General features: G+C 67.9%; 21 protein-coding genes and 1 pseudogene. 5 read left to right on the forward strand and 17 right to left on the reverse strand.

Annotation, left to right across the window (positions count from 1 at the left end):
* Positions 1-84: 84 nt before the first annotated feature.
* The 11 genes from eccE to eccB form a co-directional block, all read right to left on the reverse strand.
* Positions 85-1644 carry a type VII secretion protein EccE gene (eccE, locus tag AC5Y4Q_RS08435; protein ID WP_064924310.1) on the reverse strand — a complete coding sequence of 520 codons (1560 nt, stop codon included), beginning with the start codon at positions 1642-1644 and terminating at the stop codon, positions 85-87.
* Entirely contained in the window at positions 1641-3323 is a 1683-nt protein-coding gene (gene mycP / locus AC5Y4Q_RS08440; protein WP_064924311.1) for a type VII secretion-associated serine protease mycosin, read from the reverse strand. The genes eccE and mycP overlap by 4 nt, the downstream gene beginning before the upstream one ends.
* Positions 3308-4906 carry a type VII secretion integral membrane protein EccD gene (gene eccD, locus AC5Y4Q_RS08445; protein WP_082952793.1) on the reverse strand — a complete coding sequence of 533 codons (1599 nt, stop codon included), beginning with the start codon at positions 4904-4906 and terminating at the stop codon, positions 3308-3310. Before eccD ends, mycP begins: the two co-directional genes overlap by 16 nt.
* Positions 4907-4912: 6 nt before the next feature.
* Positions 4913-5929: a MinD/ParA family ATP-binding protein gene (locus AC5Y4Q_RS08450; protein ID WP_109535787.1), complete on the reverse strand. Its 1017-nt coding sequence runs from the start codon at positions 5927-5929 to the stop codon at positions 4913-4915.
* 94 nt (positions 5930-6023) lie between these two features.
* Complete coding sequence (locus AC5Y4Q_RS08455) at positions 6024-6872, reverse strand: ESX secretion-associated protein EspG (protein ID WP_064924313.1); 849 nt, start codon at positions 6870-6872, stop codon at positions 6024-6026.
* Positions 6873-7013: 141 nt separating this feature from the next.
* Positions 7014-7298, reverse strand: a complete 285-nt coding sequence (locus tag AC5Y4Q_RS08460) for a WXG100 family type VII secretion target (protein ID WP_064924314.1) — start codon at positions 7296-7298, stop codon at positions 7014-7016.
* 41 nt (positions 7299-7339) lie between these two features.
* Positions 7340-7657 (reverse strand): WXG100 family type VII secretion target, encoded by a 318-nt coding sequence (locus AC5Y4Q_RS08465; protein ID WP_064924315.1) that lies wholly within the window; start codon positions 7655-7657, stop codon positions 7340-7342.
* Between the two features lie 114 nt (positions 7658-7771).
* A complete protein-coding gene (locus AC5Y4Q_RS08470; RefSeq protein ID WP_064924316.1) occupies positions 7772-8962 on the reverse strand; it encodes a PPE domain-containing protein in 1191 nt (396 codons plus the stop codon).
* 3 nt (positions 8963-8965) lie between these two features.
* A complete protein-coding gene (locus AC5Y4Q_RS08475) occupies positions 8966-9268 on the reverse strand; it encodes a PE domain-containing protein (RefSeq protein WP_064924317.1) in 303 nt (100 codons plus the stop codon).
* Between the two features lie 103 nt (positions 9269-9371).
* On the reverse strand, positions 9372-13583 hold the full coding sequence (gene eccCa, locus AC5Y4Q_RS08480; RefSeq protein ID WP_499958637.1) for a type VII secretion protein EccCa: 4212 nt from the start codon (positions 13581-13583) through the stop codon (positions 9372-9374).
* 3 nt (positions 13584-13586) lie between these two features.
* Positions 13587-15086 carry a type VII secretion protein EccB gene (gene eccB, locus AC5Y4Q_RS08485; RefSeq protein WP_064924319.1) on the reverse strand — a complete coding sequence of 500 codons (1500 nt, stop codon included), beginning with the start codon at positions 15084-15086 and terminating at the stop codon, positions 13587-13589.
* A gap of 122 nt (positions 15087-15208) precedes the next feature.
* Here eccB and AC5Y4Q_RS08490 point away from each other — a divergent pair, with 122 nt between their 5' ends.
* The 3 genes from AC5Y4Q_RS08490 to AC5Y4Q_RS08500 all read left to right on the forward strand — a co-directional run bounded on the left by AC5Y4Q_RS08490 (position 15209) and on the right by AC5Y4Q_RS08500 (position 17953).
* A complete protein-coding gene (locus tag AC5Y4Q_RS08490; protein ID WP_234786508.1) occupies positions 15209-16279 on the forward strand; it encodes a DUF4226 domain-containing protein in 1071 nt (356 codons plus the stop codon).
* 92 nt (positions 16280-16371) lie between these two features.
* Positions 16372-16737, forward strand: a complete 366-nt coding sequence (locus AC5Y4Q_RS08495) for a hypothetical protein (RefSeq protein WP_064924320.1) — start codon at positions 16372-16374, stop codon at positions 16735-16737.
* 520 nt (positions 16738-17257) lie between these two features.
* Positions 17258-17953 (forward strand): hypothetical protein, encoded by a 696-nt coding sequence (locus AC5Y4Q_RS08500; RefSeq protein ID WP_235663912.1) that lies wholly within the window; start codon positions 17258-17260, stop codon positions 17951-17953.
* Between the two features lie 24 nt (positions 17954-17977).
* On the opposite strand, the gene AC5Y4Q_RS08505 is transcribed toward AC5Y4Q_RS08500, so the two are convergent.
* The 4 genes from AC5Y4Q_RS08505 to AC5Y4Q_RS08520 are packed head-to-tail and all read right to left on the reverse strand — an operon-like array spanning position 17978 to position 19868.
* Positions 17978-18391: a type II toxin-antitoxin system VapC family toxin gene (locus AC5Y4Q_RS08505; RefSeq protein ID WP_064924321.1), complete on the reverse strand. Its 414-nt coding sequence runs from the start codon at positions 18389-18391 to the stop codon at positions 17978-17980.
* Positions 18388-18606, reverse strand: coding sequence for a type II toxin-antitoxin system CcdA family antitoxin (locus AC5Y4Q_RS08510; protein WP_064924322.1), 219 nt, complete (start codon positions 18604-18606; stop codon positions 18388-18390). The genes AC5Y4Q_RS08505 and AC5Y4Q_RS08510 overlap by 4 nt, the downstream gene beginning before the upstream one ends.
* 54 nt (positions 18607-18660) lie before the next feature.
* On the reverse strand, positions 18661-19617 hold the full coding sequence (locus tag AC5Y4Q_RS08515) for a hypothetical protein (RefSeq protein WP_064924323.1): 957 nt from the start codon (positions 19615-19617) through the stop codon (positions 18661-18663).
* Positions 19614-19868, reverse strand: coding sequence for a DUF5631 domain-containing protein (locus AC5Y4Q_RS08520; RefSeq protein WP_235663911.1), 255 nt, complete (start codon positions 19866-19868; stop codon positions 19614-19616). The genes AC5Y4Q_RS08515 and AC5Y4Q_RS08520 overlap by 4 nt, the downstream gene beginning before the upstream one ends.
* A 1-nt stretch (position 19869) precedes the next feature.
* Here AC5Y4Q_RS08520 and AC5Y4Q_RS08525 point away from each other — a divergent pair, with 1 nt between their 5' ends.
* A complete protein-coding gene (locus AC5Y4Q_RS08525) occupies positions 19870-20181 on the forward strand; it encodes a hypothetical protein (protein ID WP_499958642.1) in 312 nt (103 codons plus the stop codon).
* Here the strand turns inward: AC5Y4Q_RS08525 and AC5Y4Q_RS08530 are convergent.
* Positions 20068-21210, reverse strand: a pseudogene (locus tag AC5Y4Q_RS08530) (DUF5632 domain-containing protein); the annotation flags it as partial. The gene AC5Y4Q_RS08525 and the pseudogene AC5Y4Q_RS08530 overlap by 114 nt on opposite strands.
* Before the next feature lie 153 nt (positions 21211-21363).
* On the opposite strand from AC5Y4Q_RS08530, the gene AC5Y4Q_RS08535 reads away from it, so the two are divergent.
* A complete protein-coding gene (locus AC5Y4Q_RS08535) occupies positions 21364-21567 on the forward strand; it encodes a hypothetical protein (protein WP_125225030.1) in 204 nt (67 codons plus the stop codon).
* A 127-nt stretch (positions 21568-21694) separates the two neighbouring features.
* On the opposite strand, the gene AC5Y4Q_RS08540 is transcribed toward AC5Y4Q_RS08535, so the two are convergent.
* Positions 21695-22075, reverse strand: a complete 381-nt coding sequence (locus AC5Y4Q_RS08540; RefSeq protein ID WP_235663910.1) for a hypothetical protein — start codon at positions 22073-22075, stop codon at positions 21695-21697.
* Positions 22076-22254 lie beyond the last annotated feature (179 nt).

Raw genomic sequence — 22254 nt, forward strand, 5'->3', positions numbered from 1 at the left:
TCGGGCCGCCAGCAAGTCACTCAATGTCTGTCGTCCTCTGTCGCATGTACGGGTTGTCCGGCTGTCTGTCGATCCGGCGCGGTGTCATCGTGACGACATCGGCGCCAGCGCCTCCGGGCTGCAGTACCGGTTTTCCGCCCGGAACAACTCCACCGTAGCCAGCCACGATTTTCCGGCCGCGGCAACCCGTACCGCGGTCCGGTCGATCTGCTCGATGCACACCTCGACCGCGTCCGGCGGCGGGGGAGGCGTACCGGGCGGTGCCACCGTGATGACGGTAGCCGGACGCGGTGACGGGGCGATCGGTCCGTCGACCACGCTGACCGTGGTACGCGGCGTCGGCCTGGACTCGCTGACCAGCGATACTTCGGGCATCCGGACGCTGGCCCAGCGCGCCTTGTCCCGGGTGTGTACGCATACCCGCTCCCCGGCCCCGGCGGCACGGATGATGATCCGCTTCGCGATGAGGTCTTCGGCGGCGATGAACACCCGGCTCAACTCACCGGAGTCGGTCAGCGGAACCATCAGCCGATCGCCGTTGGCCAGCTTTCCGACCAGGACGCCGGAGGGGCCGATCTCGACGGGCAGGCTCTCGGGCAGCGGCCCCGGCCGCAGCCCCCGCAGCCGCGGCCGCGGAACGCACATGTTGGCTTCGACGGCGGCGGCCTGCTCGCCGTTGAGCCGCCGCAGCACCACCGCCGGGGGAGTGGGCGCCGGCTGCGGCGTCTGCAGCGTGACGGTGACCGTGCACGTGGCATCCGGGAAAATCGTGATGTTCTGGACCACCTCGTCGACGGGCAGGGTCCAGACTTGGGCCAGTAGTTGCGCGCTGATCGCGCCGGCCGGGTAGGCGTAGGTCGTCACCCAGCCGCCCTCGGAGCGCAGCGTCTTCCAGCGCTCGGCGTCGGCCAGCAGCAAGGCAGCACCGAGCCGGCGGTCCAGTTCGGCCAGATCACTGGCCGTGGCGACCCGCGCGCGCAGTCCCTCGCAGCGCAGCAGGCCGGCGATCCGCTGGGCGACGCCCACCGCGGTGGCACCCAGGGTGGTGCGCCAACGCAGCGCGGCGGTGTTGTCGATGACCCGCAACCGCAGCAGCAGCCAGGTCTCGCGTTGGCCGGCGTAGGGCGGTGTGCCGATCTCGGTGTCGTAGACCCGCGGATAGTCGCCGGTGGTGGCGCGGCGGGCCCCGATGCTGATCACGCTCATCGAGTCCAGCACCAGCCCGAGCGCATGCCGCAGCATCGGCAGCAGGGCGGCGACGTCGATGACATTGTCGGTCTCGACGTTCACCGATCCGGTGGCGACGGTGGCGGCGTGGGCGCGGCCCAGCAGGTGCACTGCCACTACCGCCACGCCGTCGGAGATCCGGACGCCGCCGCCGGCTCGGTTGTTGGCCACCGTGATCGGCTCGGCCCAGCCCGCCGTCGGCCGTCGTCGCAGCCGCAGCAGCGCCCATGACCAGGCCGGCTGGCCCCACCAGGGCACCAGCACCAGCAGCACCGCCAGCGGTAGCGCGACCGCGACACCGATCAGACCGCCCAGCGCCCAGCCGGCCAGACCGCACAGGGCGACGGCCAGGGCGCACAGCAGCCGCCGGTTGCTCGAGGCGCTGAACCCGGTGAGCCGCACCTGGTCCTGGCTCATTTGCGGGCCCTTCGGATCCGGGCGGTGACGGCGGCGGTCAGCACAGCGGCGGCGATCACGCCGAGGAACCCGAGGGCAACGGTCCGGGCGCGATGATCCGGCGGTGGCGGCGGCGGCGCCGGCGTGATGACGCGGCTCTGTGACCCCGGCGCCACCGGCTCACCCGGCGGCACGTTGAACGTCAACGCCGCCACCGGGTCGACCAGCCCGTACCCCACCCGGTTGTCCACGCCCGCCGGCGGATTGTGCGCGGTCTGCACGATCCGGTTGATCACTTGGTGCGCGGTGAGCTGGGGATATTTTGCCCGCACCAGAGCGGCAACGCCACTGACGTAGGCCGCGGAGAAGCTGGTGCCCCAGAACGGCATGTTCTTGTCGCCCACCCGGGCCGGCGGGTACGCGTTGACCGGTCCCCCACCCTGCGGCGACAGCCCCATGATGTGGGTGGCGGGCGCGGCCACGCCCACCCAGGGCCCGGACATGCTCTTGTCGATCGGTGCGCCGGTGGCGTCTACCCCGCCGACGGACAAGACGTAGTCGGAGAACCACGACGGGCTGGAGATCACCTTGACCTGGTTCCAATCCCGGGGGTCGCTGGGGTTCAGCGGGTCGTACATCGGGTTGTTGGCGCAGCCGGCTTCGCCGACATTGCCGGCGGCGGTGACGATCACCGCGTCCTTGACCGTCGACGCGTACCACAGCGCCGCGCCCAGGGCGCGCTGGTCGAGCGCGGCCGCCACCTGAACACAGGAGGTCACTGAGATATTGATGACCTTGGCGCCCATGTCGGCGGCATGGACGACGGCTCGGGCCAGGGTGGCCAGCGTGCCCGCCTTGACCCGCTCGTCGTCGTAGCTGAACCGTTGCGGGTTGACCGGCTCGAACGCCCGGGAGGACTGCCGGATCGAGATGATCCGCGCGTGCGGCGCAACCCCGACGACGCCGTCCGGGGCGCCCGGCGGGGGCGGCGGCACGGCGGGCTCCTCCTCGGTCTGCGGATCCGGCGGACCCGAAGCCGGTGCCACGCCAGGTTCCTCGGGAGGAGGGGGTGGCGGTGGCGGCGGTGGTGGTGCGACCTGGGTGATGGTCACCGGTGTCGGAACTGGCGGAGGCGCCGGAGGGCCCGGAATGTCAGCGGGCGGCGGCGGTTCGGCGATGCTGGGGGGCGGCCCGGCCGGTGCTGGGAAGGCCGGGACCTCCGGCATCGGTCGGGGCATCGGCAGCACCCCGAGCGGGGCCGCGGCGATGATCGATGCGGCGATCGTGCCGTGGGCGTCGCAGTCCTGCAGCCCGCCCAGGCCCTCGGCTCCCCCCATGATGTAGTCGCCGCCGGCGATGGCCGGCAACCGCGGGTTCGGTGTGACCCCGGTGTCGATGACCGCCACCGGTACGCCGTTGCCGGTGGAGTACTGCCACGCCGCGGCGATGCCGAGCATGTCGAAGCCGGGCGCTAGCTGGGCCACGTCGGGGTTGCTGACCGTGATCGGGACGCTGCAGGAGTTCGAGCGGCGCATCGGCTGGTCGGGGCCGGGCGGCCCGTCGGCGGGCGCGAGCGCAGGATCCACCGTGGGAGGTTCGATCGCCCGGGCCATCGGAGGAATGTCCGCGAGGCCCGCCAGCAGCACCACGGCCGTCAGTGCCCCGGCCCGGGTGCGCAGCCGACTCAGTTGCGCACCCACACGAACAGTCCTCCCAACCAGGCGCCGAGCACCCCCACCACGATGAAAGCCAGCACTTCGAGCCATTCGACGGCCAGCCGGATCCAGGGGACGAATTTCGTCTCCGGAACCAGCAGACCCGCGGCCAGACCGAGCCCGGCGAAGACCGCCACAGCCGCGGCCGGCCACAAAAAGCCGCCTGCGGTGTAACCGGGGGCCGCCAGCGCGTACTTGGTGATCCCGACGAGCACCGCTGCGCACGCCCCGCCGACCAGGGCGATCGCCTGCACCCGGCCGGCGAACCCACGGCCCTGGGTGATGAACAGTCCGGCGACCAGCCCACACAGTGCCACCGCGCCGCGCTCGTGGGTCGAGCCCGGGGCCAGCACCATCCACACCGCGATCGGCAGCGCCGTTGCGACCGCCACGCACATGCCGACCTGTACCGCGTTGATCAGCCGTGCCGACGCCGCGATCGCCGCCCCTCGTGCCGAGATGTCGACCAAGTCGTCCTCGTCGTCCTCGCCGTCCTCGGGGGCGACGGGGGAGACGGTGTCGATCGGCATGTTGGCGCGACGGGCGAACAGATCCCGCCCGGTGATCGAGCCGAAGTACGGTGGCCGCACCCGCGCGACCCACAGCGCGATCGTCGGTGACATGCGCACCAGCATCAGCAGGCCGAGCAGCATGCAGATGCCGATCACCTGGGGGGACACCGGATGCCACATCCGCACCGACGCCACCGCCCCGCCGATCCCGCTTGCCGTGACGACCGCGGTGGCCACCGCGGTCTGCGACCGCAACAGAACGCTGAGTGCGATGGCGCCTATGGCCAGGACCGTCACGCCGATCAACAGGTGGGGTGCGCCCAACGGCCCGGGGGCCGCGCACAGCGCCGCGCCGGAGAGCGCCATCACTGCCAGCCAGCCGAATCCGCTGAACAGGTCGTCACGTGCGGGCCAGTTCCGGCGGACCACCGCGGCACCGAGGGTCAGCAGTCCGCCGAGACCGGCCAAAACCGCGGCGGGTGGCCAACTGTCGCTGAACGTGCGGGCACGCACCGCCAGCGCGAAGAGCACGACGACCGCCATTGCCAGCAGCCCGATCGCGGTGTGCGCCGCGGTCACCGCCGTGACCGGTGCGAACATCCGATCAACCCGCACATTGAGCAATCGGGTGACGGTCTGCTCGTCGGCTTTGTGTCCGCACTCGGCGCACTGAATCTCGGGTTGCGTGCCGAGTCGGCGGGCCGTTGCGGCCAACGCACTCGACAGCGACTCGTATTGCGGTTCGAACGAGTCACCGCCGACCACCGGCACCAGAACCAGGGTGTCGCCGTCCTGCACACCGAGGTCGTCGAGGCTGCGGGTGATATCCAGCCGCACCCCGTTGACTTTATGCAGTTCGTAACTCCCCGGCGGCAGAGCGACGCCGTCAAAGCCGTGATGCTTCAAATCCTCGTCGAGCAGTTCGACCATGCCCTCGAAGAATTCCTCGACCGGAATTCCGGCCGGGAAGACCTGCGACACGAGGTGTTTGTCGTAGGCCAGGCTGACCGCACAGCGTGCCGGAAACGCGACTTTAGCCGGTGTCGGATTAGTCACCCGGGACTACCTTTCAGTGTCCGGCACGTATTTATCGGCCAAGCCGGCGGTTATTTCAAATAACCGCAGCCGCGTCCGTTTCTTGACCTCATTGTGGACGTCGATGATGCCGCCTTTAGCCAGATGGGCGTCGTAGGGCATTACTTCCACGGTGGCGCCGGTTTTGCTGAACCGCTCGGTCAGATAGGCGACCGCCGCGCTGTCCTCGATGGGGGAGGAGTGGTTCAGGATCACCGTCGCCCGTGACACCAGCTCGTGATAGCCCTGGGCGGCCAGATAGTCGACCGCCCGCAGCACCGGCCGCGACCGGTCGGCGGTGATACCGGAGACGAAGACCAGCGTGTCGGTGTTCTCCAGCACCGGCTTCATCACCGGGTGTTCCAAGTCTGAGGCGGTGTCGACGATGATGACGTTGTGGGTCCGGCGGAGCCGCGACAACACCCCGCTGAACATGGCCGGGACGAGCGGGCGAAGCTGGTCCGAGGTGCGGTTGCCGGCCAGCACATCCAAGCCGACGGCATTTTGCCCGAGGTGTTCGCGGATATCGGAATATCCCTGTACATCGGTGTCGCTGAGAACGGCCGAGTAGTCACCGGGCGGGTGCTCATCGATGCGGTCCGACAGCGTCCCGAAGCCGGGCACGGCGTCAATGGCGATCACATTTTCCGGCCGGCATTCACGGAAGACGCTGCCGATGGAGGCGGCCATGGTCGTCACGCCGGTGCCGCCTTTTCCGGACACCAGTGTGATCACATATTGCCTACGGATGTGCCGCCGAATTCTGTTCCGCAGGTCGCGGTAATGACGTTCCCGGGGGGATTCACCAGGATTAATCACCTTTGCCGACGCCAAATACACCAGTTTGCGCCAGCCTGAGCCCGGCGGAATCTTGCGTGGTGTCGCCAGGTCGGAAATGCGCATGGAGTCCGATACGGAATCCCGGTAGCGGTGGCCGGTTGCCGGATCCCGCCGCCCGGATGCGCCTTCGTCAGGCATATTGGGGCTATTCCATGGGCTCGTCACGTGCGTGATGTTAACACGGTCGCCGATACCTTGTTTACAGCGTTTCTAACTACCGGCAGTAATACATGATAATGGCGGCCAGCTGAATTCACTGTTACACAACCCGCCGGTGTGAATGCCACTCCGCGCCGGCCGGAAGACGGCGGATGAGCCGCAGGATCGCATTGGCGACATCCGCGCGGGTCCCGGGCGAGACGATCTGGTAGCGCCGGCCGCCGTTGTCGATGTTCTCCACGCAGACCCGGCCTGCCGGAGTATCGGAGATCATTACCGCGGTGTCGCCAATGGCCATTCGGGCCAATTCCTCCGGCCCGGCACCGGTCTGGAGGGCGACGATATTGGCCTGCCCGGACACCTCCGGGTCGGCGGCCATCATCACCAGCTGCTGCTGGTCGATGTCGAGCCGCTGAGCCGCCAGGTACCTGCGGAGGCTGTCGGGGTCCCGCACCTGCTCGAGCAGCTCCTTGGTGTCCAGGGTGACCGGCCGCAGCGGGGCGGCGTCGGTGACCCCGCAGAGCCGCTCGATCTGGCCGACGACCAGATCCCCCGCGGCGGCCTCATCGGTCGCGGTGCCGGCCGGGTACAGCCGTACCTCCTGGTCGTGCCGCTCCAAAACGACCCACCAGGAGGCGAACCGGCTGATCGACACCCGGGTCATGTGCTGCGGGTCGCCGTAGGGGCGTCCGGGGAAGTTCAGCTGCAGCAGCAGCGCGACGTCGCGGCGCATGACCACGGTCAGCCACTCCCGGATCATCGGATCCACCTCGCCCTGGTCGTCCAGGGCGCCGATGTCGGTCAGCTCCTCGGCGATCGGATGGCGCAAGGCCCGTTCGGCGGTGTCCAACCGGGGCAGCAGCGGCCGCAGGCCCAGCTCCGGGCAGAGCGTTTCAATCCCTGTCACCGCCTGCAGCACCCACAGCCCGTCGAGGCTCGTCGTCAGCACGTCACTCCTCGCCTTGCCGGTGATGTGTCGGTTCAACGCGCGAAGTGGGGCACCTGCGCCGGTCGCGCAGACACCCCACCTCGTCGCTGCTTTGTCGCCACACCGCTCGGGGCACGCACATCCGGCGCCCCGCGGTGGTGGTCAGAAGAGGCTGCTGATCGTCTGGTCGGTCTGCATGGCCCCTTCCAGCACGGAGCTGATGGTCGAACCGTGCTGGCCGATGGTCTCGATCAGGCCCTGCAGGCCCGAAAGCATCTGTGCCTGGGCTTCGAAGAAGCCGGTGGCGCCGTGGCCGGCGAAGTACTCGGTCAGCATCTGGGTGAGCTGGTGGGCGTCAGCGTGGATCTGATCGAGGGTGCCGGCACTGGTGATCACGCTGTGCGCCTGGTCGGCGACGGGGCCGGGGTTATAGGTAATGCCATCCATTGGAATCGGTGTCCTTTCGAGTACGGGGGGTCAAAGAGGGCTCAGGCGGACTGTCCGCCGAACAGCGAGTGGAAGGCGTGCTCCGAGTGGGACTCGTGGGATTCCATCAGGGCAGCGGCCTGGTTGAGGCCCTCGGTCAGGCGGGTGCCGCCGATAAGGACTTTTTGCATGTCCTCATGGATCTGGGCGGCGGTGGCAAACGAGGCCTTGGAGCCCGCGCCGTCCCACGTCCCGGCACCCAGGATGTTCTCGTGGTCAGCCAGGTACTGGTTGGCGATCGCCTGGGCGTGTTCGATGTGCTGCGACAACTTCGACGCGGTGTTCCGCATCAGTTCCGGCGTGACGACAATGGCTGCCATCGATTCCTCCTTGGTTGTAAAACAACCCCCCGGGTTCGGCGGGATGTGCCTTGCGGTAGTGTATGAGCTTCTCTGGAATGTGTCGATTCACCCTGTGGACGGCGAACGCCCAGCTCACACCCGGTCATCAACCACTCGCACGGTGTTGGTCCGCTCGGAGGAACGGTCACCCTGGCCCTTTGCGCCGGCTCCGGCGGCGTGTCCGATCGGCATTCCACCCATCCCGCCGCCGCTGGTCGTCGTCACCCGCTGCGATTCCACGGCACCAAGAGCACCACTGGGCCGTAGCCCCACTGGGCGACCGCCGCCGGACTCGAAGGCGCTGACCGGCCGGGTGAAAGCCGACACCGGTGCCCCGGCACCACCGACGCCGCCTCCGCCGACGCCCACCCCGGGGGCGGCCGTCGCGCTGGACAACATCGCGGTGGCGGGAACGCCGCCGGCCCCGACGGAATTGAGTGCGCCACCGAACATGCTCGGGTTCATGAACATGCCCATCATCGACTGCATCGGGCCCATCATGGTCTGCGGGACCTGAGTCAGCATCTGCGGCGCCTGCATCAGCGACGAGCCGACCTGCTGGACCGGGCCGAGCAGGGAGCTCATCTGCCCGCTCATGCCTTGGGCCGCCGACGCGCCCTGCCCGGTCGCGTTGCTCGCCATCGAGGTGCCGGTGTAGGCGGCGCGCATGGCGCCGCCGGCCGCCACCTGCGAGGTCGCTTCGCCGACGGCGCTGGCCGCTGCCGCGGGAGCGGCGGGCGAGGCACCCATTCCGGCGACCGGCGCGGGAACGGTCAGGCTGGACGCCAAGGCGGTCAGCGTGGCCCCGTAGGAGGCGCCCACCGCGGCGTTGTTGGGCCAGAACAACCCGAAGTATTCGAATTCAAGCGAGGTGATGCGCGGTGTCAGGGCCCCGAGCACCAACGGGTTGATGCCGTAGTCGGTGGCGGTCTCGATCCGGTTCTCTTCGCACTCCTGGGCGGTGCGCATGCTTCCGAAGGCCAACTGGTAGGCCTCGACCGCCGCCGCGACGATCGGCGCCTTCATATCCACCCAGCCGGCCAGGCCGTGCAGGGCGACGTTCAGCAGAGTCGCGTTGAGCGCCGAACCCGCCGACCCGGCGCCGATCCATCCGACCGACGTCAGCGCGGTGTTGACCGCGGAGGCGATTCCAGAAGCATGGTGGGCTGCGCCCAGCGCCGTCCAAGCGGCCCCGTTGGCCAGCATGGTGGCGACACCCATGCCCGTCTTGATCAGTGTGTCGTTGACCTCCGGCGGACGGGCTGCCCACCCCGGGTCGGCCATCGGCTAACCGCCGAGCGCAGCGGTGGCTGCCCGCAACGCCTCGGTGGCGCTGTAGACGCCGGCCGCGGTCGCCTGGGCTCCGGAGAACAAGCCGCGCTGGGCCGAGTGCTCGGCGACGATGCCGAGGTATTCGGTGCCGGCGGCCAGCAGGGCCGCCTGGAACGCGATCGAGTCCGGGTCGTTGCCCATGGGCAGTACGCCGAGCAGCGCCGGGCTGGCAGAGGAGGCGGCCGCGGCGGTCTCCGCGGTGATCGCCGCCTCGACACCGGATGATGCCAGGACAGCTTCCGGTTCCACAGAGAACATGTTTCCTCCCGATACCTCATCGCTGATGTGCCGACGCTGGCAGGTCGGACTAGATCCTAAACCGAAGGTGCGGTACTCGTCACTTCACCCAGGCAAAAAAAGGCTATTGTTGCTCGAAATTGTGGATCATCGACGACGGCACGCCGACCAGCACGCCCTCCACGCTGGAGTCGTCGATGACCAGCAAACCGCGGCCGGCGGGCAGCGCTTGCGCGCGCACGTTCCGGCTGACCTTGTTCTGCGGGTCGTTGTCCATGAACAGCGTCGGCACCTTGGCGCTGCGCTGCGTCTTCACCCAGGGGTCCATCTCCAGCTGGCCGAAGTTCGACGAGTTTCGGGTGGCGAAGACGTGTAAGCCGACCTGGCGTCCGCGTTCCATCAGCTTCCACAGTGCGGCGCCCACTGGAGGTTTGGCCGGGTGGATCTGTGCCGGGCGCAGATCTTGGACATCGTCGATCAGGATGAAGTGGCGCGGGCCCTCCCAGGGCTTGAGTGCCCGCAGCTCCTCTTGGCTCAGGCCCTTGGCGGGCAGCCGGGGCAGTAGCACCTGCTGGGCCAGCGTGGTCAGCACCTCGTCGATCTCGTCCTGGTCGTAGGCGTAGGCGTTGACGTAACCCGGGCCCTGCAGGTCACGCAGCGGCCCGGTCTTGGGGTCGATGATCGTGATCTGCGCTTGTTCGGGGCCGAAGCGTGCCATCACGGCTTCGCCGACCGCTGCCAGGGTGGCGCTCTTGCCGCACAGCGCACGGCCCAGGATCATCATGCCGGGGTGTTCGGACAGCTCCAGCGGGACCGGCAGCAGGTCGTGCTGCTCACCGATCATGAACGCGATCGACGGCGCGGTCTGGGCGGGCGGACGCTGGGCGACGTCGTAGGCCAGCACCTCCGACAGCGCCACTGCCGGTGGGAGCCGCTTGAGGGTGGCGTGCTTGGTCACGCCGGCGACCTCGGCGACCCGGGTGCCCAGTTCGCGGGTCCCGATCCGGGAACCGTCCTCGCCTGCCAGCTCCGGCATCCCGACGAGCATCTCGTGCAGGGATTCGGTGAGCCCGAAGCCGGGCCGGTTGACGGTGCGTTTGGCGGCGTCGCGCGCGTCCAGCGAGGCGGTGCCCATCTCGTTCTCACCCGGGTTCTGCAGCCGCAGCTGGATACGGACGTCGGAGTTCTGCAGCAATGTCTGGCGTTGGCCGTGGATCCAGCCGGAGGCGCTGGTCATCAGGTGCACGCCGTATTCGGGGCCGACACCGCTGAGCGCGATGATCCGGTCGCCGAGGACGGCGTCGGCGGCGTAGAGGTCGGAGAAGTCATCGATGACCAGGAACACGTCCCCGTACGGGTCGTTCGGGTCGGTGCCGCCAAGGCCGTCGGCGCCGGATCCGAACCGCCGCTCCCGGAACTCGTTGATGTCGATCTTGTCCCGCCGGAAGGTGTCCTGGCGGGCGCTGACCAGCGCGGCCATCGTCGCTACGGTGCGTTCTACGCCCTCGCGGTCGGCCGGGGAGACGATGTCGGCCACGTGCGGCAAGGTCTCGGCGTAGCCCAGGGTGGCGCCGCCGACGCAGAAGAACGTCAGCCGGGCCGGGGTGTACATCAGCGCCGCCGAACACATCAGCGTCATCAGCGTCGTCGTCTTGCCGCGGCTCTTGGCACCGACCACCATGACGTTGCTGCGCAGCACGTCGACGCAGTGCACCAGCTGTTGGGCGTCCTCGGGGATGTCCTTGATGGCCAGCGGCCAGACCAGGCCCGGGTTGCGCCCGTAGTCGACGTCCCAGGATTTGCCCCGGTACAGCGCAACCAGCGAGTCGACCGGCTCGGAGACCTCCAGCGGAGGCAGCCACGGCAGGTGGGGTGCTTTGCGGTCGGCGGCGATGAGCGACTCGCGCAGCACGTCGACGATCTTCTTCTTCTTGAAGCCGTCGGCGTGCAGCAGGAACTCGTCCGGTTCGGCGTCGGTGGCCGACATGTCCTGCAGCGCTTGGGCGTCCGCCTCGTCCAGTGGCTGGTACTGCCAGGTGTAGAGGCGGGGTTTTGTCAACGTCATATCGAGGGTCTTGGCTGTCGATGCCTTGCGTTTGGGCACGATGAACGGTGCCGACAGGTAGAAGCAGCGGAAGGGTTCCAGATCCCGCGGACCAACCTTGAGCAGTCCGAAGCCGTTCTCCTTCGACGGCAGGTGGTACGCGGCGTCCGAGCCGATCACCTCGCGGCTGTCGTCACCGGACTCGGCGCGCAGCGCGACGCGGAAGGCGATGTTGGACTTGACTTTCTGCAACGACGACAAGTCCAGGCGCTGGCCACCGAGCATGAAGAAGACGTTGGCGCCGCGGCCTTCCTGGCCGATGTGGATGATCAGGTCGATCCACTTGCCGTGGTTGGCGAACAGTTCCAGGTATTCGTCGATCACCACCAGCAGGATCGGCACCGGCTCCAGGTCGCGTCCGGCCAGCCGGATCTCCTCATAGTCGTTGGCGTCGCGCGCGCCGACGGAGTTGAACAGCCGGTAGCGCCGGGCGATCTCGCCGTCGATGGCTCGCCGCATCCGCTCGGCGAGATGACGATCGTCCTTGCCGAGGTTGGACAGCGCCGCTGACACGTGCGGGATGCCGAGGATGTCTTGGGCGGCGGACTCGAACTTCATGTCGACGAAGATGACGTTGAAGGTCTCTGGCGAGTGGGTCAGCGCGATGCCGTACACCAGCGACAAGAAGAACTCCGACTTACCCGAACCGCTGGTGCCGATCACGACCGAGTGGAAGCCGAAGCCGCCGAAGTCTTTTGCGCGCAGCACGATGTTCTGCAACTCGCCGTTGGGTTTGGCCCCGACCGGGATCTCGGCCCACCGCTCGTCGCCGCGGCTGCGCCGCTCGGCCCAGAGCCGGTCCACGTTCAGCTCGCGCGCGTCGTCGATTCCCAGCGCGCGCAGCAGTTCCAGCGCGCCGCTGCCCGAGTCGGTGACGTCGACGCTCGCCGTCGGCGTCCAGCGCGCCATCGCGCGGGCGTAGCGGTATGCGCGTGGCACCGACAGCTGGTCGGCGTGCGCGAAGAACTTGCCGCCGGCGCGCAACATCGGCGGCGGGGACGGCTCGGCGCCGCGGCCGTTCCGGCGGTGGGCTGCGGAGGGCTCGTCGGTGCGATTGTGCCGGGACGGATGGTCGAGGACCTCGAAGATCTCGTCGCGGGCGAACCCGACGCCGGTGCCGAGCCGGGAGGCCACCCGCAATACCGTGATGCCCTCCTTGCCGACGCGTCCGACCACGCTCTCCCACGCCTCGGGGCTGCCGGTGTTGTCGTCGACGATCACCCAGTGCGGCCCGAGATCGTGCCCGTCACCGCCGGTCTCCAATGCCGAGCCCATGGTCGTCGGGCTCGGCGCCGACGGCGGCCGCCACGCGCCGCGCTTGCCCTTCATGTGCAAATCGGCGCCGAGCGTCGACTCCAGCTCAGCGGGCGTGGTGAAGACCAGCCGGCGCCATCCGCAGGCGTCGAACAGCTCGTCGTGCTGGTTATGCGGCAACCACACCATCCACGACCACAGCTCAGGGTGGCGGGTCACCACCATCAACTTGACGTCGAGCGGATTGTGGAACACCGCCAGCGCACTGAGCACGGAGCGCAGCAGGGAGCGGACCCGGTCGAGGTCCTCGCCGACGAAGCTGAACCCCGGGCGCGAGCGCAGGTTGACCACTTTGGCGATGTCGCGGATCTTGCGCTGTTCCAGGATGAAGTCGCGCAGCGCCTGGCCGGTGACCGGCTCGAGTTCCTCGTCGACCGGGATCTCCGGCCACTGCACCGACAGCACCGAGTCCGGCGCGTGTTGCACACCGACGCCCAGCCGGACGTCGAGGAAGTCCGGGTCGGAGCGGCGGCGTTCCCACATCTGCGGGCCGCCGATGACGGCGCCTAGCCCCTGGGGGTTGGAATGCACCATTTCCTGGGCGCTGCGTTGGGCGCAGACCGCCTTCTGAATCTCGTCGCGTTCGGCATCGAGTGACCGCAGGTAGCTGCGCCGGTTCTTCTCCTGCTCGCCCCAGCTGATCTTGCGCGCCCGCCCGAACCGCCCGGAGAACATCAGCATGCCCAGCCCGGCCATGCCGACCATCGGGAACATGCCCGACCCGAGGCTGCGCACCCCGGAGACATACAGCATCACGATGGTGCCGATCAGAGCGACCACCAGGGCGGGAAGACCGATCATCACCCACAGGTTGCGCGGTTCACGTTCCGGCAGCGCATCGGGCGCTCGCGGCGCGACGCGCACCGGCTTGGGTTCGGGAACCTGAAGGCGGGCCGGCACGAAGGCTCGTTTCGACATCGGTCAGTGCCCTCCCGGCATGGCCTGCTGATTATTGGGCGCCACCGGCATCACCGCGCCGGTGGACGGAAGCGTGTCGCGGGCCAGCAGGGCGGCATGCCGAGACAATTCCGGGCCGGCCGCAAAGGTGCGCAGCAGTGGCCAGGGTGCCTGCTGCGCCGAGGCCGGGTCCAGTCCGAGCCCGCGCAGCGTCTCGTCCTCGGCGGCGATGCCGAACCGAACCCCGTTGGGGGACACCCAAAACAAGGTTTCACGTGAATCGGACTCAAGCAGTGCGCTGGTCGACGTCACGAAGTTGGTCGCGCCCGGCAGCACGAGCACCTGGTTGGCCACCACCGATCCGGGCGTGCGGTCGTCGCGCACCAGGTGCACGATCCGGTTGTCCATAGCCGGTGACACCGGCAAGCCGCGGCCGTTGAACACCGTGATCCGGGCCTGGCGATCTCCGGAGGCCTTCTCCCAGCCCACGCACGTCGTCGGGTCGGCGGCGGTGTCGACGAACTTCAACCGGCTGTTCGGGTAGTACTCGACCGGCAGCGTGCCGACTTCGGGGATGTTGACCAGTTTGTCGGGGCTGAGCACCGGCGGCGCCACCGAGCCGAACGAGTTGGCGCTGCGGATCAGATCAGCCACGAAGCTGGTGATCTTCTGCACCCCATCGGGCAGCAGCACGTAAAACTGGGAGCCGCCGCCGGCGGTCCGGGTCTCCAGGACGGTGCCCACCCGGGAGCCGGGCACCCAGTGCGATGGTGTCCCGGCCAACGGGATCGCCGGAACCCGCAGGGGTTCGGTGCTGGGCAGCGCGTCGAACAGCGCCCGCGACATCTCGACGGGGACAGTCGTTCCCGGGTCGATACCCAGGCTCAACGTGATCGCCCGGTCCGCCGGATCGATCTGCGAACGCTTGCCGCCCCAGATGACGTAGGTGCCGCCCTGGAAACGGGTCAGCACCGCGGCGTCGGGGGCCAGTGGTGCGGCCCGGCCGGCGCGGCTCAAGGTGCCCGCGATCGCGGTCACTACCGGGTGTTCGGCCCGCCGCGGTGAGCCCGCGGTGTCGCAGACCGCCCACGCCGACGGAGCGCCGGTGCTGGCGATCAACGCCGCCGGCGCGCCGGGGATGCCGATCATCGGGCCGGTCGGGTATTTGGCGATCTCCGCGGGCTTGACCCAGGTGGGAAGCTCGGCGTTGCCGACCGCGAGCCGTGCCGAGGTCATGTTGAGCGCCGGATACAGCCGGCCGTTGATGCGGGCGTAGATCGCGCCCGAGTCGCGGTCACCGACGATCGCCGAGGTCCGCACGATTCCGGCCGGCCGCAGCACGTTCAGCAGCAGCATCCAGCCCATGCCGATGAAGATCAACACGATGGACAGCACGATCGCGGCGGTCTGCTTGCGGTCGTCGTGCTTCATCCGCACCGAGAATTTGGTGGTGGCCGCGCGCAACCGGCGGTTGTAGAACAGGTGACCGGAGTTCTGGTCCCGGTTCGACAGACTCAGCGGCATGATCTAGCTGCTCCTTTGACGCAGGCGCGACAACCGCACCGCGACGACAATACTGGCGTCAGCCAGCGGGAACCAGTCACTTCCGATGACTTGGTGAGGCCGATGGGCGTAGTTTTTGCGCCATGCCGGAGGTGTTGGGCGCATTCGCCGATGCGGCACGGGCGCGCGAAGAGCAGTTGGTGCGGCGGTTGGCGACGTCGGTGGAGCTCGACCGGGGCTTCGAGTCGGTCCTGCGCGGCGCTCACCAGTTCAACCTGCAGTCGCGGCAGCGCCTCGATGCGCTGGAAGTCGAGATCCAGCAAGCCGCCGCCTCTTGGCCGGGGCTGGACACTCCGGCCGGCGCCCGAGCGTTTCAGACATACCTGGCCGGCAAAACCCGCGAGATCCACAAGATCGTTGCCGACGCCGCCGCTGACAGCCAGCAGCGGGCGGCGCAGGTGCAGGCATTGACCGGGCGCTATCCGCTTCGTGGGGACCGAACTATCCAATCGGCCGATTTCCCTCAACACGGTCCGCCGCCCGTCGACCCGCTTGAGCAGATCTTGAAGACGTACCAGGTGTCGGAGGACCCGGATGGCGAACTCGATTGGGAGCCGCCGTGGCCACTCAGTTTGGCCACCGACCCCGTGCACGTGACCGCGGGGGAGGCGCGCATGCTCGAGGACCTCTCACCGTTTGCGCTGCGAGATCTGAACCAAATCAAGGAAGCCGCCGCAACCGAAGCCAAGGTGCGTTTCCCGCCCCAGAATGGGGCCAACGACACCGCCGACAACCACACCGACGCCTTCCGACACGCATACTGGAATGCCCTGATGACGCAACGATTCGGCGAGGACTGGACCCGCGACTTCGCGACCGCGCACGAACGACTGCCCAACAACCCCGCCGCCGCCGAGGCGATGGATCTGTACAACAACGAAGTCGGACGCGAAATCGCAGCAGCTAACCCGCGCGCCACTCCGGCGCAGCTTGCCGACCTGGTGCAGCAGGCTGTGGACAGGGGCGACACGGTCGTGATTGCGCCCAGCGGCGACAAGCTGGCCTGGAGCCACACCGTTGCCTGGGGCGAGGCAGGCACGACGACGAACGCGACGCTGCCGGGCCAGGCGCCCACGCCGACCGGTGCCGGGCCCGGCGGGGTCTACGATCCGGGCCAACCCGGCGGCTACGGAACATCAGCAGGAGGATACTGACCGTGGCGATCAAAGCAACGCCGATACGCACTGCGCTCAGTCTGTTACTGCTGTGCTTCTGGTTGACGAGTTGTGAGTTCACTAGGAAATCGATGGACATCGACTACAACGATCAACGACTCAACAACGGCTTAGAAAGCCTTCTGCATCAAGGTAAGTCGGGCAGACTGAGTGACTTCACCTCGTGGCCCTGGGATGAGGTGCATCTGTTTCATGAATACACCGAGCGGGATTTCATCGAGAAAACCGTCGGCGCACCGGTGATCCGATCGAACTTCTTTCAATCCAAAGCCAGCCTGTTGGTCTTCGAGAACCATGGGAAGCCTGTCAAGGCCGTCGGTGTCAGCGGCGACTACCTGCGGGGGCAGGACCATCGCGTGAGTTGGCCCGTCGATGTGATGCTGCAACCGTGGGGTGCGGGGTTTCTGCAGTTGACGTTGCCATCGGCTGGAGGGTGATTTTCGCCGTTCCACCGGTATAGGAACCAGCCGCTGGCGGTGACGCGGTGACGGCGATACGAGTAGTTTCTGCGCTATGCCGGACGTGACGGGGGCATTCGCCGACGCGGCACGGGCGCGAGAGCAGCACCGGCATCACGCGTGTGGCACTCTACTTCAGTCCCAGCAAGGCCGAGTTGGCTCAACCCGACCGAGGTGGCCGCTCAGGACGGCAAGGCCTTCCTGACGACCTGCACTCCCGATCCGGCCAAGAAAAGCCGTCAATGATCGCCCCGCCCGCGCGATCCTCGTGTTGGGCATGATGTTGTTGGCCGGCCGTGGCCCGAACAGGGCTGACATCCCCCAGTGCACCGTTCGCGCCGTCGTTGCGGCCTGCGTTCGGCGCCCGGGTCACCGACGGGCAGTTGCGGATTTGGACCGGGCAGTCGTCCGCAGTTGCAACGCGATCGGCTAATCCGTTGCCACCTCCTGTAAACGACGCGGCCGTGGTGCCCGGTCCAGTATCACGATTGCATTCGCGATGCAGGTACTGGTGGGTGACGGAACGACGACGGTGTGCACGGCCGGGTTTTACGTGCATTTCCCGCACGCGAACGACCCGGGAAGGCGACTCTCCGGGTTTGTGACCGCTGCCCAATGTGCTCGCGGCGACCAGAACGCACCGGTCGCCATCATGAAGGTCGAAGCCGCTGGGTTGGCTCCGACTCAGACGAAGATTGGCGAGATCACGTACCTGACTTCCGGCGACGCGAGCCCGAGCGTGGCCGGTAAGTCGTGGACGATGCCGATATCTCCGTTCGCGGTGTTCAGTTCCGGGCGCGATGATTGGGTTCTGCCCGTCGATGCCACAATCAACGACGAGCCACCGCTAGCTGGGGCCGTTCAGACGGCCGACGCGGTAGAGGACAGCCGGGCTCTGGCAGCCTGGACCGGTTTGGACGGGCGTGTTGCCGCCGGGCATCTACTCGATCCCGCCGCTACGCCGGAATTGCGAAACCTCCCGGCCGGCATCCACCGGGTCGTCGTCGCCGCGGACAATGCGGCCACGCCGATCGGCGAGGCGCTAGTCGGCGCTCCCGTGACGGCACACGTAGATGGATCCACCCAGAACCTTGGAATCATCACCGGCATCGAGGAGGCGCGGCACTGGGTCGTCGTCGACTTGATCGGCCCGTTCCTCACGCGACAGAACGCAGAGCTCGTCGTAGACAGGTGAAGCGTCGACGCAGTCGCATTGGTGTCAGCCGACGGCCTCGGCCGCAGGCCAAGCACGTGCCAACCGCTGGTCCGTGGTGAGCAACACCAGTCCTGCGGTGTCGGCTAGTTCGACGTAGAGGGCATCGGTGAGGCGCAGAATCTCGCGCCGCGCCCACGCTCCAGCGAGCAACGACGAGACTTCGTGTCGAGTCACTGGTGCTCGACCGAGCTCATCCAGCGCCGCCTCCACCTGCGCAGCGGCGAGTAAACCAGCGCGATGCATGCGCCCCAGCGCCGACAGCACCTCGGCGTCGAAGTGTGCTGGCGCGTGCATCACGGTGCCAGCCAGTCGCGCAGTCACCGCCGAGAACCGATCCGGGGTTCGGGCAAGCAGATCCACCATGGCACTGGCGTCGATGACCACCTGCTCTGGTCGTGAAGCGGGGGACGTCCTCACGCTCCGAACTCATCGCGGGCGGCGTCGAGTGCATCCAGCACATCATCGTGTCGAGCGTCAGTGCTCCTGGACTCCAACCCCTCCAGCCAGGTGTCGGTTGCAGAATTCTCCAACTCGGCGCTGATCGCGGCCTGGGTCAGCGCCGAAACGTTAAGACCCCGCATCCTGGCTCGCTCCGCCAAGTCGTCTGGAACGTACACGTTCAATCGGGCCATACACACAAATATACACACATAATCGCGCGGCGATGCATGACACGAGCTGAGCCACTACTTCGACGTATCGTCCTTGTCGACGATGCGTTTCAGCGGTGTCAGGCCGGTTGGGCCGGCGTCCTTGGCGACGGACTTGGTCACCGGGACGTTCGGCGGGGCCGTCGTGCGGCCCTTGACCGGTTGGCCGTTGGGGACTCCAGGGGCGGCGATCCGCTTCTCGCCGACCTTGTCGTCTTTGCCGCCCTTGGCGCCCGCGCCGGCGCCGCCCGGCATCATCGGCATCATTCCGCCGCCGCCGGCACCGCCGGTGGCGGGCGTGCCGCCGCTGGGACCGGCCGCGCCGGTGTTCGCCAGCGAGCTGGTGGGAGTCGTCGGTGTCGAAGTTCCCGGCACCGGGGGCGGCCCGAGGTTGCTGGCGGGGGTGGTGCCCATGCCTAGCCCGCCGCCGCCACCTCCGCCGGTGCCGAGGTCACCGCCTCCCAAGCCGGCAGCGGGGCTGATGTCGGAGGCGAGGGTGGCGCCGGTGCCGCCGAGACCTGCCTTGCCCAGGGACTGCGCCGCACTCATCAGTGGCGACAGCGCACCCTGGCCGGCCTGCATCAAGCCCTGCGGCAGCTTGCTCACCGAACCGAGCGCGCCGCTGAGTGCGCTGGTGATGCCCTGCATCGCTCCGGTCATGCCCTGCATCGCTCCGCCCATGGCTTCCTGGGCGCCCTGCTGTGCGTCGCCCTGGGAAGCGACATCCTGGAACTGCGAGACCGCGTCGCCTTCGTGGGTAGCGAACTTTTGCGCCGCGTCAGCGGCATGGCCGGTGCGGTCGGCATGGTCTTCGGCGAGGTGGGTGTTCGTCTCCACCAAGTTCAGGTTGGTTGCGGCACCAAAGGCCGCCATTGTGGCGTCGACCGGGGACGTTCCGCCCGGGTGGACCGGTCCGGGCGGGATCGGCAGCGGCGGAAGGCCGGCCGCTATCGCCATGTAATCCAGCGGGTTGACTTCGATCGGGTCTGTCATGGCCTAAACCCTCCGTGCGGTGCCGACACCGCCTGGTGCCACGCCAGGTGGTAGCGGGCGAGTTCCTCGCTTCCCTCGATCAGGGCGTCGATGGCGGCCAACAGCATCCAGTCGGCGGCATCCCTGGGCGCGTGTTCGGGATAGGCCGACAGTACTCGCGTCGCGGTGTCGCTGACCACCTGCCGGAACAGCTCGATCTCGTTGTCGGCGACGCCGGATCTGCGGGCCATCGCCTGTGCGACGGTCTGCACGATGCGCGGCAACCGGGTACCGGCCCCCGGCGGCGTCGATCAGTGTCGGCCCCAGTTCGTCGAGATGCCGGCCGTAGCGGGCGCGTTCCCCGGTCCCGGGAATCGGATCGTGCGGGTCTGCCTCGGTGATGTAGGTGTTCGGTTCGTGAGTTGCCGCTGCAATCACCGCACCGAGCAGACCGACCGCGCTGGTGCCGAGGCGGCGCTGCGCCGGTTCGAGCAGGGTGACTCCGGGGGGAAGCTTGACCGTGGGGGGAATCCAGCCGCCGGCCAGGTCGGTGGCCACGACGGTGGTGGTCTCGTCTTCGCGTAACCCGGCGGCCCAGGCCAGGCTCGGTGCCTGCCGGGCCACCGCTTCGAGGGTGCGCTGCAGATCCTGATGTTCGGCCAGACGCCTTGCGGCCGTGCCGGCCCCCGCGCCCGCAGTCCCGCCGGCCCCCATGTTGCCGGCCACCGAGGCAGCCGACTGCCCTGACGCACCGGCGGTCGGCTTACCCGGTGCGGGACGATCACCCGAGGAGGCGACGGTGGTACCGCCGGAAGCCGGGGTCGTCGGGCCGCCGCTTCCCCCGCCGAGGCCCGGCAGGGACGACAGTGGGGGCGACCCGATGCCACCTCCTTCGCCCGGAGCTGGGGAGGACATTCCAATGCCTGCGCCACTCGCAGGGGCAATCGTCGCACTGTCGAGCGGTCCGCCGCCGCCGTTTCCGCCGCCGCCGACTGTGCCGGCTGAGCCGCCGCTAGCGTCGCCGCCTCGGCCGCCGCCACCGTTCCCACCGCTGCCCACTGTGTTGGCTGAGCCACCGCTAGTGCTTCCGCTGCTGGCAGTGGTTGTGCTGCCGGCTGGGCTGACTCCCGCAGGTGGGCCGGCGCTTCCGGGTGTGGCGCCGGCTGGGCCGACAGTGCTACCACCGGGTGCGGTGTTGGTGCCGCCAGGTGCGGTGCCCATTGGGCTGACTCCGCCGGGCGTGTTGGTGCTGCCGGGTGTGGCGCCGGCTGGACCGACAGTGTTCCCGTTGGTTGCGCTGCCGGCGGGGCTGGCTCCGCCGGGTGTGTTGGTGCTGCCGGGTGTGGCGCCGGCTGGGCCGACAGTGTTACCGCCGGGTGCGGTGTTGGTGCCGCCCGGTAGCGCGCCGGCTGGACCGACAGTGCCATCGCTACCCGGACCATTAGCGGAGACCCCGCCGGTTCCGGCGTCTGTAGCGCCGCCGCCGCCGTCGGTTCCTCCGCCTTTGTGAGGGGTCCTGTTCACGTCATCCGCGCTGATGTGTGGCGTGGGTGGTATGCCGAAGTTGGCGCCGTGGTTTTTAAGCCATTCCTGGGCGTCTTGGGCGACGTCCATGTCGTTGAACGTCGACTGGGTCGCGTTGATAATTGCACTATTGGCGTCAATGCCGGCATTCGCCGCTAAAGCGTTGGCTTTGGCGATCACCCCGTTGATCTCAGGCAGTTTCGATTCCACCGAGCCTTGCCGCGAAAGGATGTCATCGATCTCTTGGTTGCCTTGACGCGCGATCTCGGTCAGCCGATCGCGAAGATGGTTTACCGCATCAGCAACTCTGCCGTTGGCGGTGCTCTTAGCGCGGCAGTCGTCGCCAATTTTTCTGAGCCTCTTTATTCCTGTCCGCAGCTTGGCAATCATGTCTTCGGCGGTGTGGCCGCGGTTGTTCTCTCCGAAGAATGTGAGGACTTTGTCTAACTCGCCAGCTTCTCGCTCTTTGACATCGGCATGGTCGGTCCAGAAGCTGATTCCGAGCGTCGGCTGCGTAGGCGCCGCGGGCCATGAGGCACCCACCAGCCAGGCTGACCAGGCCCAGGGCGGTAGGTCACTCACCGCAGAGCTCTTCCATCGTTCCCACCTTGGCGTTCGTAGTTTCGATCGCCGCTTGATATTTTGCGGCGTCCGCCAGGCTTCCTGTAGCTGCCATGTTCTGATAAGCGGCCGCTAACGCGGGTGCCGCGTCGCGATCCTTTGGGGCTAGCGCTGGGTCTGCGGCCGCGGTTTCGAGCATAAGCGCACCGTTAATCATCGAGATTCGTGCCCGTGCAGTGTCGCCATCCGGCGCAGTTTCGATGTGGGCAGCGCGCGATGCGAGCTTGTATTTGACGCATAGTTGTTTCCGCGCTGCGGTCTTTTCAGCCGCGGTGTATGCGGGACCGGGCGATGGCCGGACGAGTGCCAAGATGGCTACGATCAAGGCGGCCACAGCTGTCAAACCAGCTAGTACCGGAAGTGCGATCGCGGTTCGGCGGTGCGGTTGAACTGGAGGTGGTACAGGCCAGGGCTGTGTCATGGTCACATTGCGGATGGTAGACCCGATGGGCCCTTCTGCGCTTACACCGCTGCTTCATTGGCTGAGCAATGAAAGTCGACTGCGCGCATGCT

The sequence above is a fragment of the Mycobacterium sp. NGS16 genome (assembly GCF_059813225.1).

Excerpts from the sequence above, each read along its gene's own strand:
- eccE (WP_064924310.1), bottom strand. The coding sequence starts at position 1,644 with ATGAGCCAGGACCAGGTGCGGCTCACCGGGTTCAGCGCCTCGAGCAAC.
- AC5Y4Q_RS08460 (WP_064924314.1), bottom strand. The coding sequence starts at position 7,298 with ATGGATGGCATTACCTATAACCCCGGCCCCGTCGCCGACCAGGCGCAC.
- AC5Y4Q_RS08465 (WP_064924315.1), bottom strand. The coding sequence starts at position 7,657 with ATGGCAGCCATTGTCGTCACGCCGGAACTGATGCGGAACACCGCGTCG.
- AC5Y4Q_RS08470 (WP_064924316.1), bottom strand. The coding sequence starts at position 8,962 with ATGGCCGACCCGGGGTGGGCAGCCCGTCCGCCGGAGGTCAACGACACA.
- AC5Y4Q_RS08475 (WP_064924317.1), bottom strand. The coding sequence starts at position 9,268 with ATGTTCTCTGTGGAACCGGAAGCTGTCCTGGCATCATCCGGTGTCGAG.
- eccCa (WP_499958637.1), bottom strand. The coding sequence starts at position 13,583 with ATGTCGAAACGAGCCTTCGTGCCGGCCCGCCTTCAGGTTCCCGAACCC.
- eccB (WP_064924319.1), bottom strand. The coding sequence starts at position 15,086 with ATGCCGCTGAGTCTGTCGAACCGGGACCAGAACTCCGGTCACCTGTTC.
- AC5Y4Q_RS08490 (WP_234786508.1), top strand. The coding sequence starts at position 15,209 with ATGCCGGAGGTGTTGGGCGCATTCGCCGATGCGGCACGGGCGCGCGAA.
- AC5Y4Q_RS08495 (WP_064924320.1), top strand. The coding sequence starts at position 16,372 with ATGGACATCGACTACAACGATCAACGACTCAACAACGGCTTAGAAAGC.
- AC5Y4Q_RS08500 (WP_235663912.1), top strand. The coding sequence starts at position 17,258 with ATGCAGGTACTGGTGGGTGACGGAACGACGACGGTGTGCACGGCCGGG.
- AC5Y4Q_RS08510 (WP_064924322.1), bottom strand. The coding sequence starts at position 18,606 with ATGGCCCGATTGAACGTGTACGTTCCAGACGACTTGGCGGAGCGAGCC.
- AC5Y4Q_RS08515 (WP_064924323.1), bottom strand. The coding sequence starts at position 19,617 with ATGACAGACCCGATCGAAGTCAACCCGCTGGATTACATGGCGATAGCG.
- AC5Y4Q_RS08525 (WP_499958642.1), top strand. The coding sequence starts at position 19,870 with ATGCGCGGCAACCGGGTACCGGCCCCCGGCGGCGTCGATCAGTGTCGG.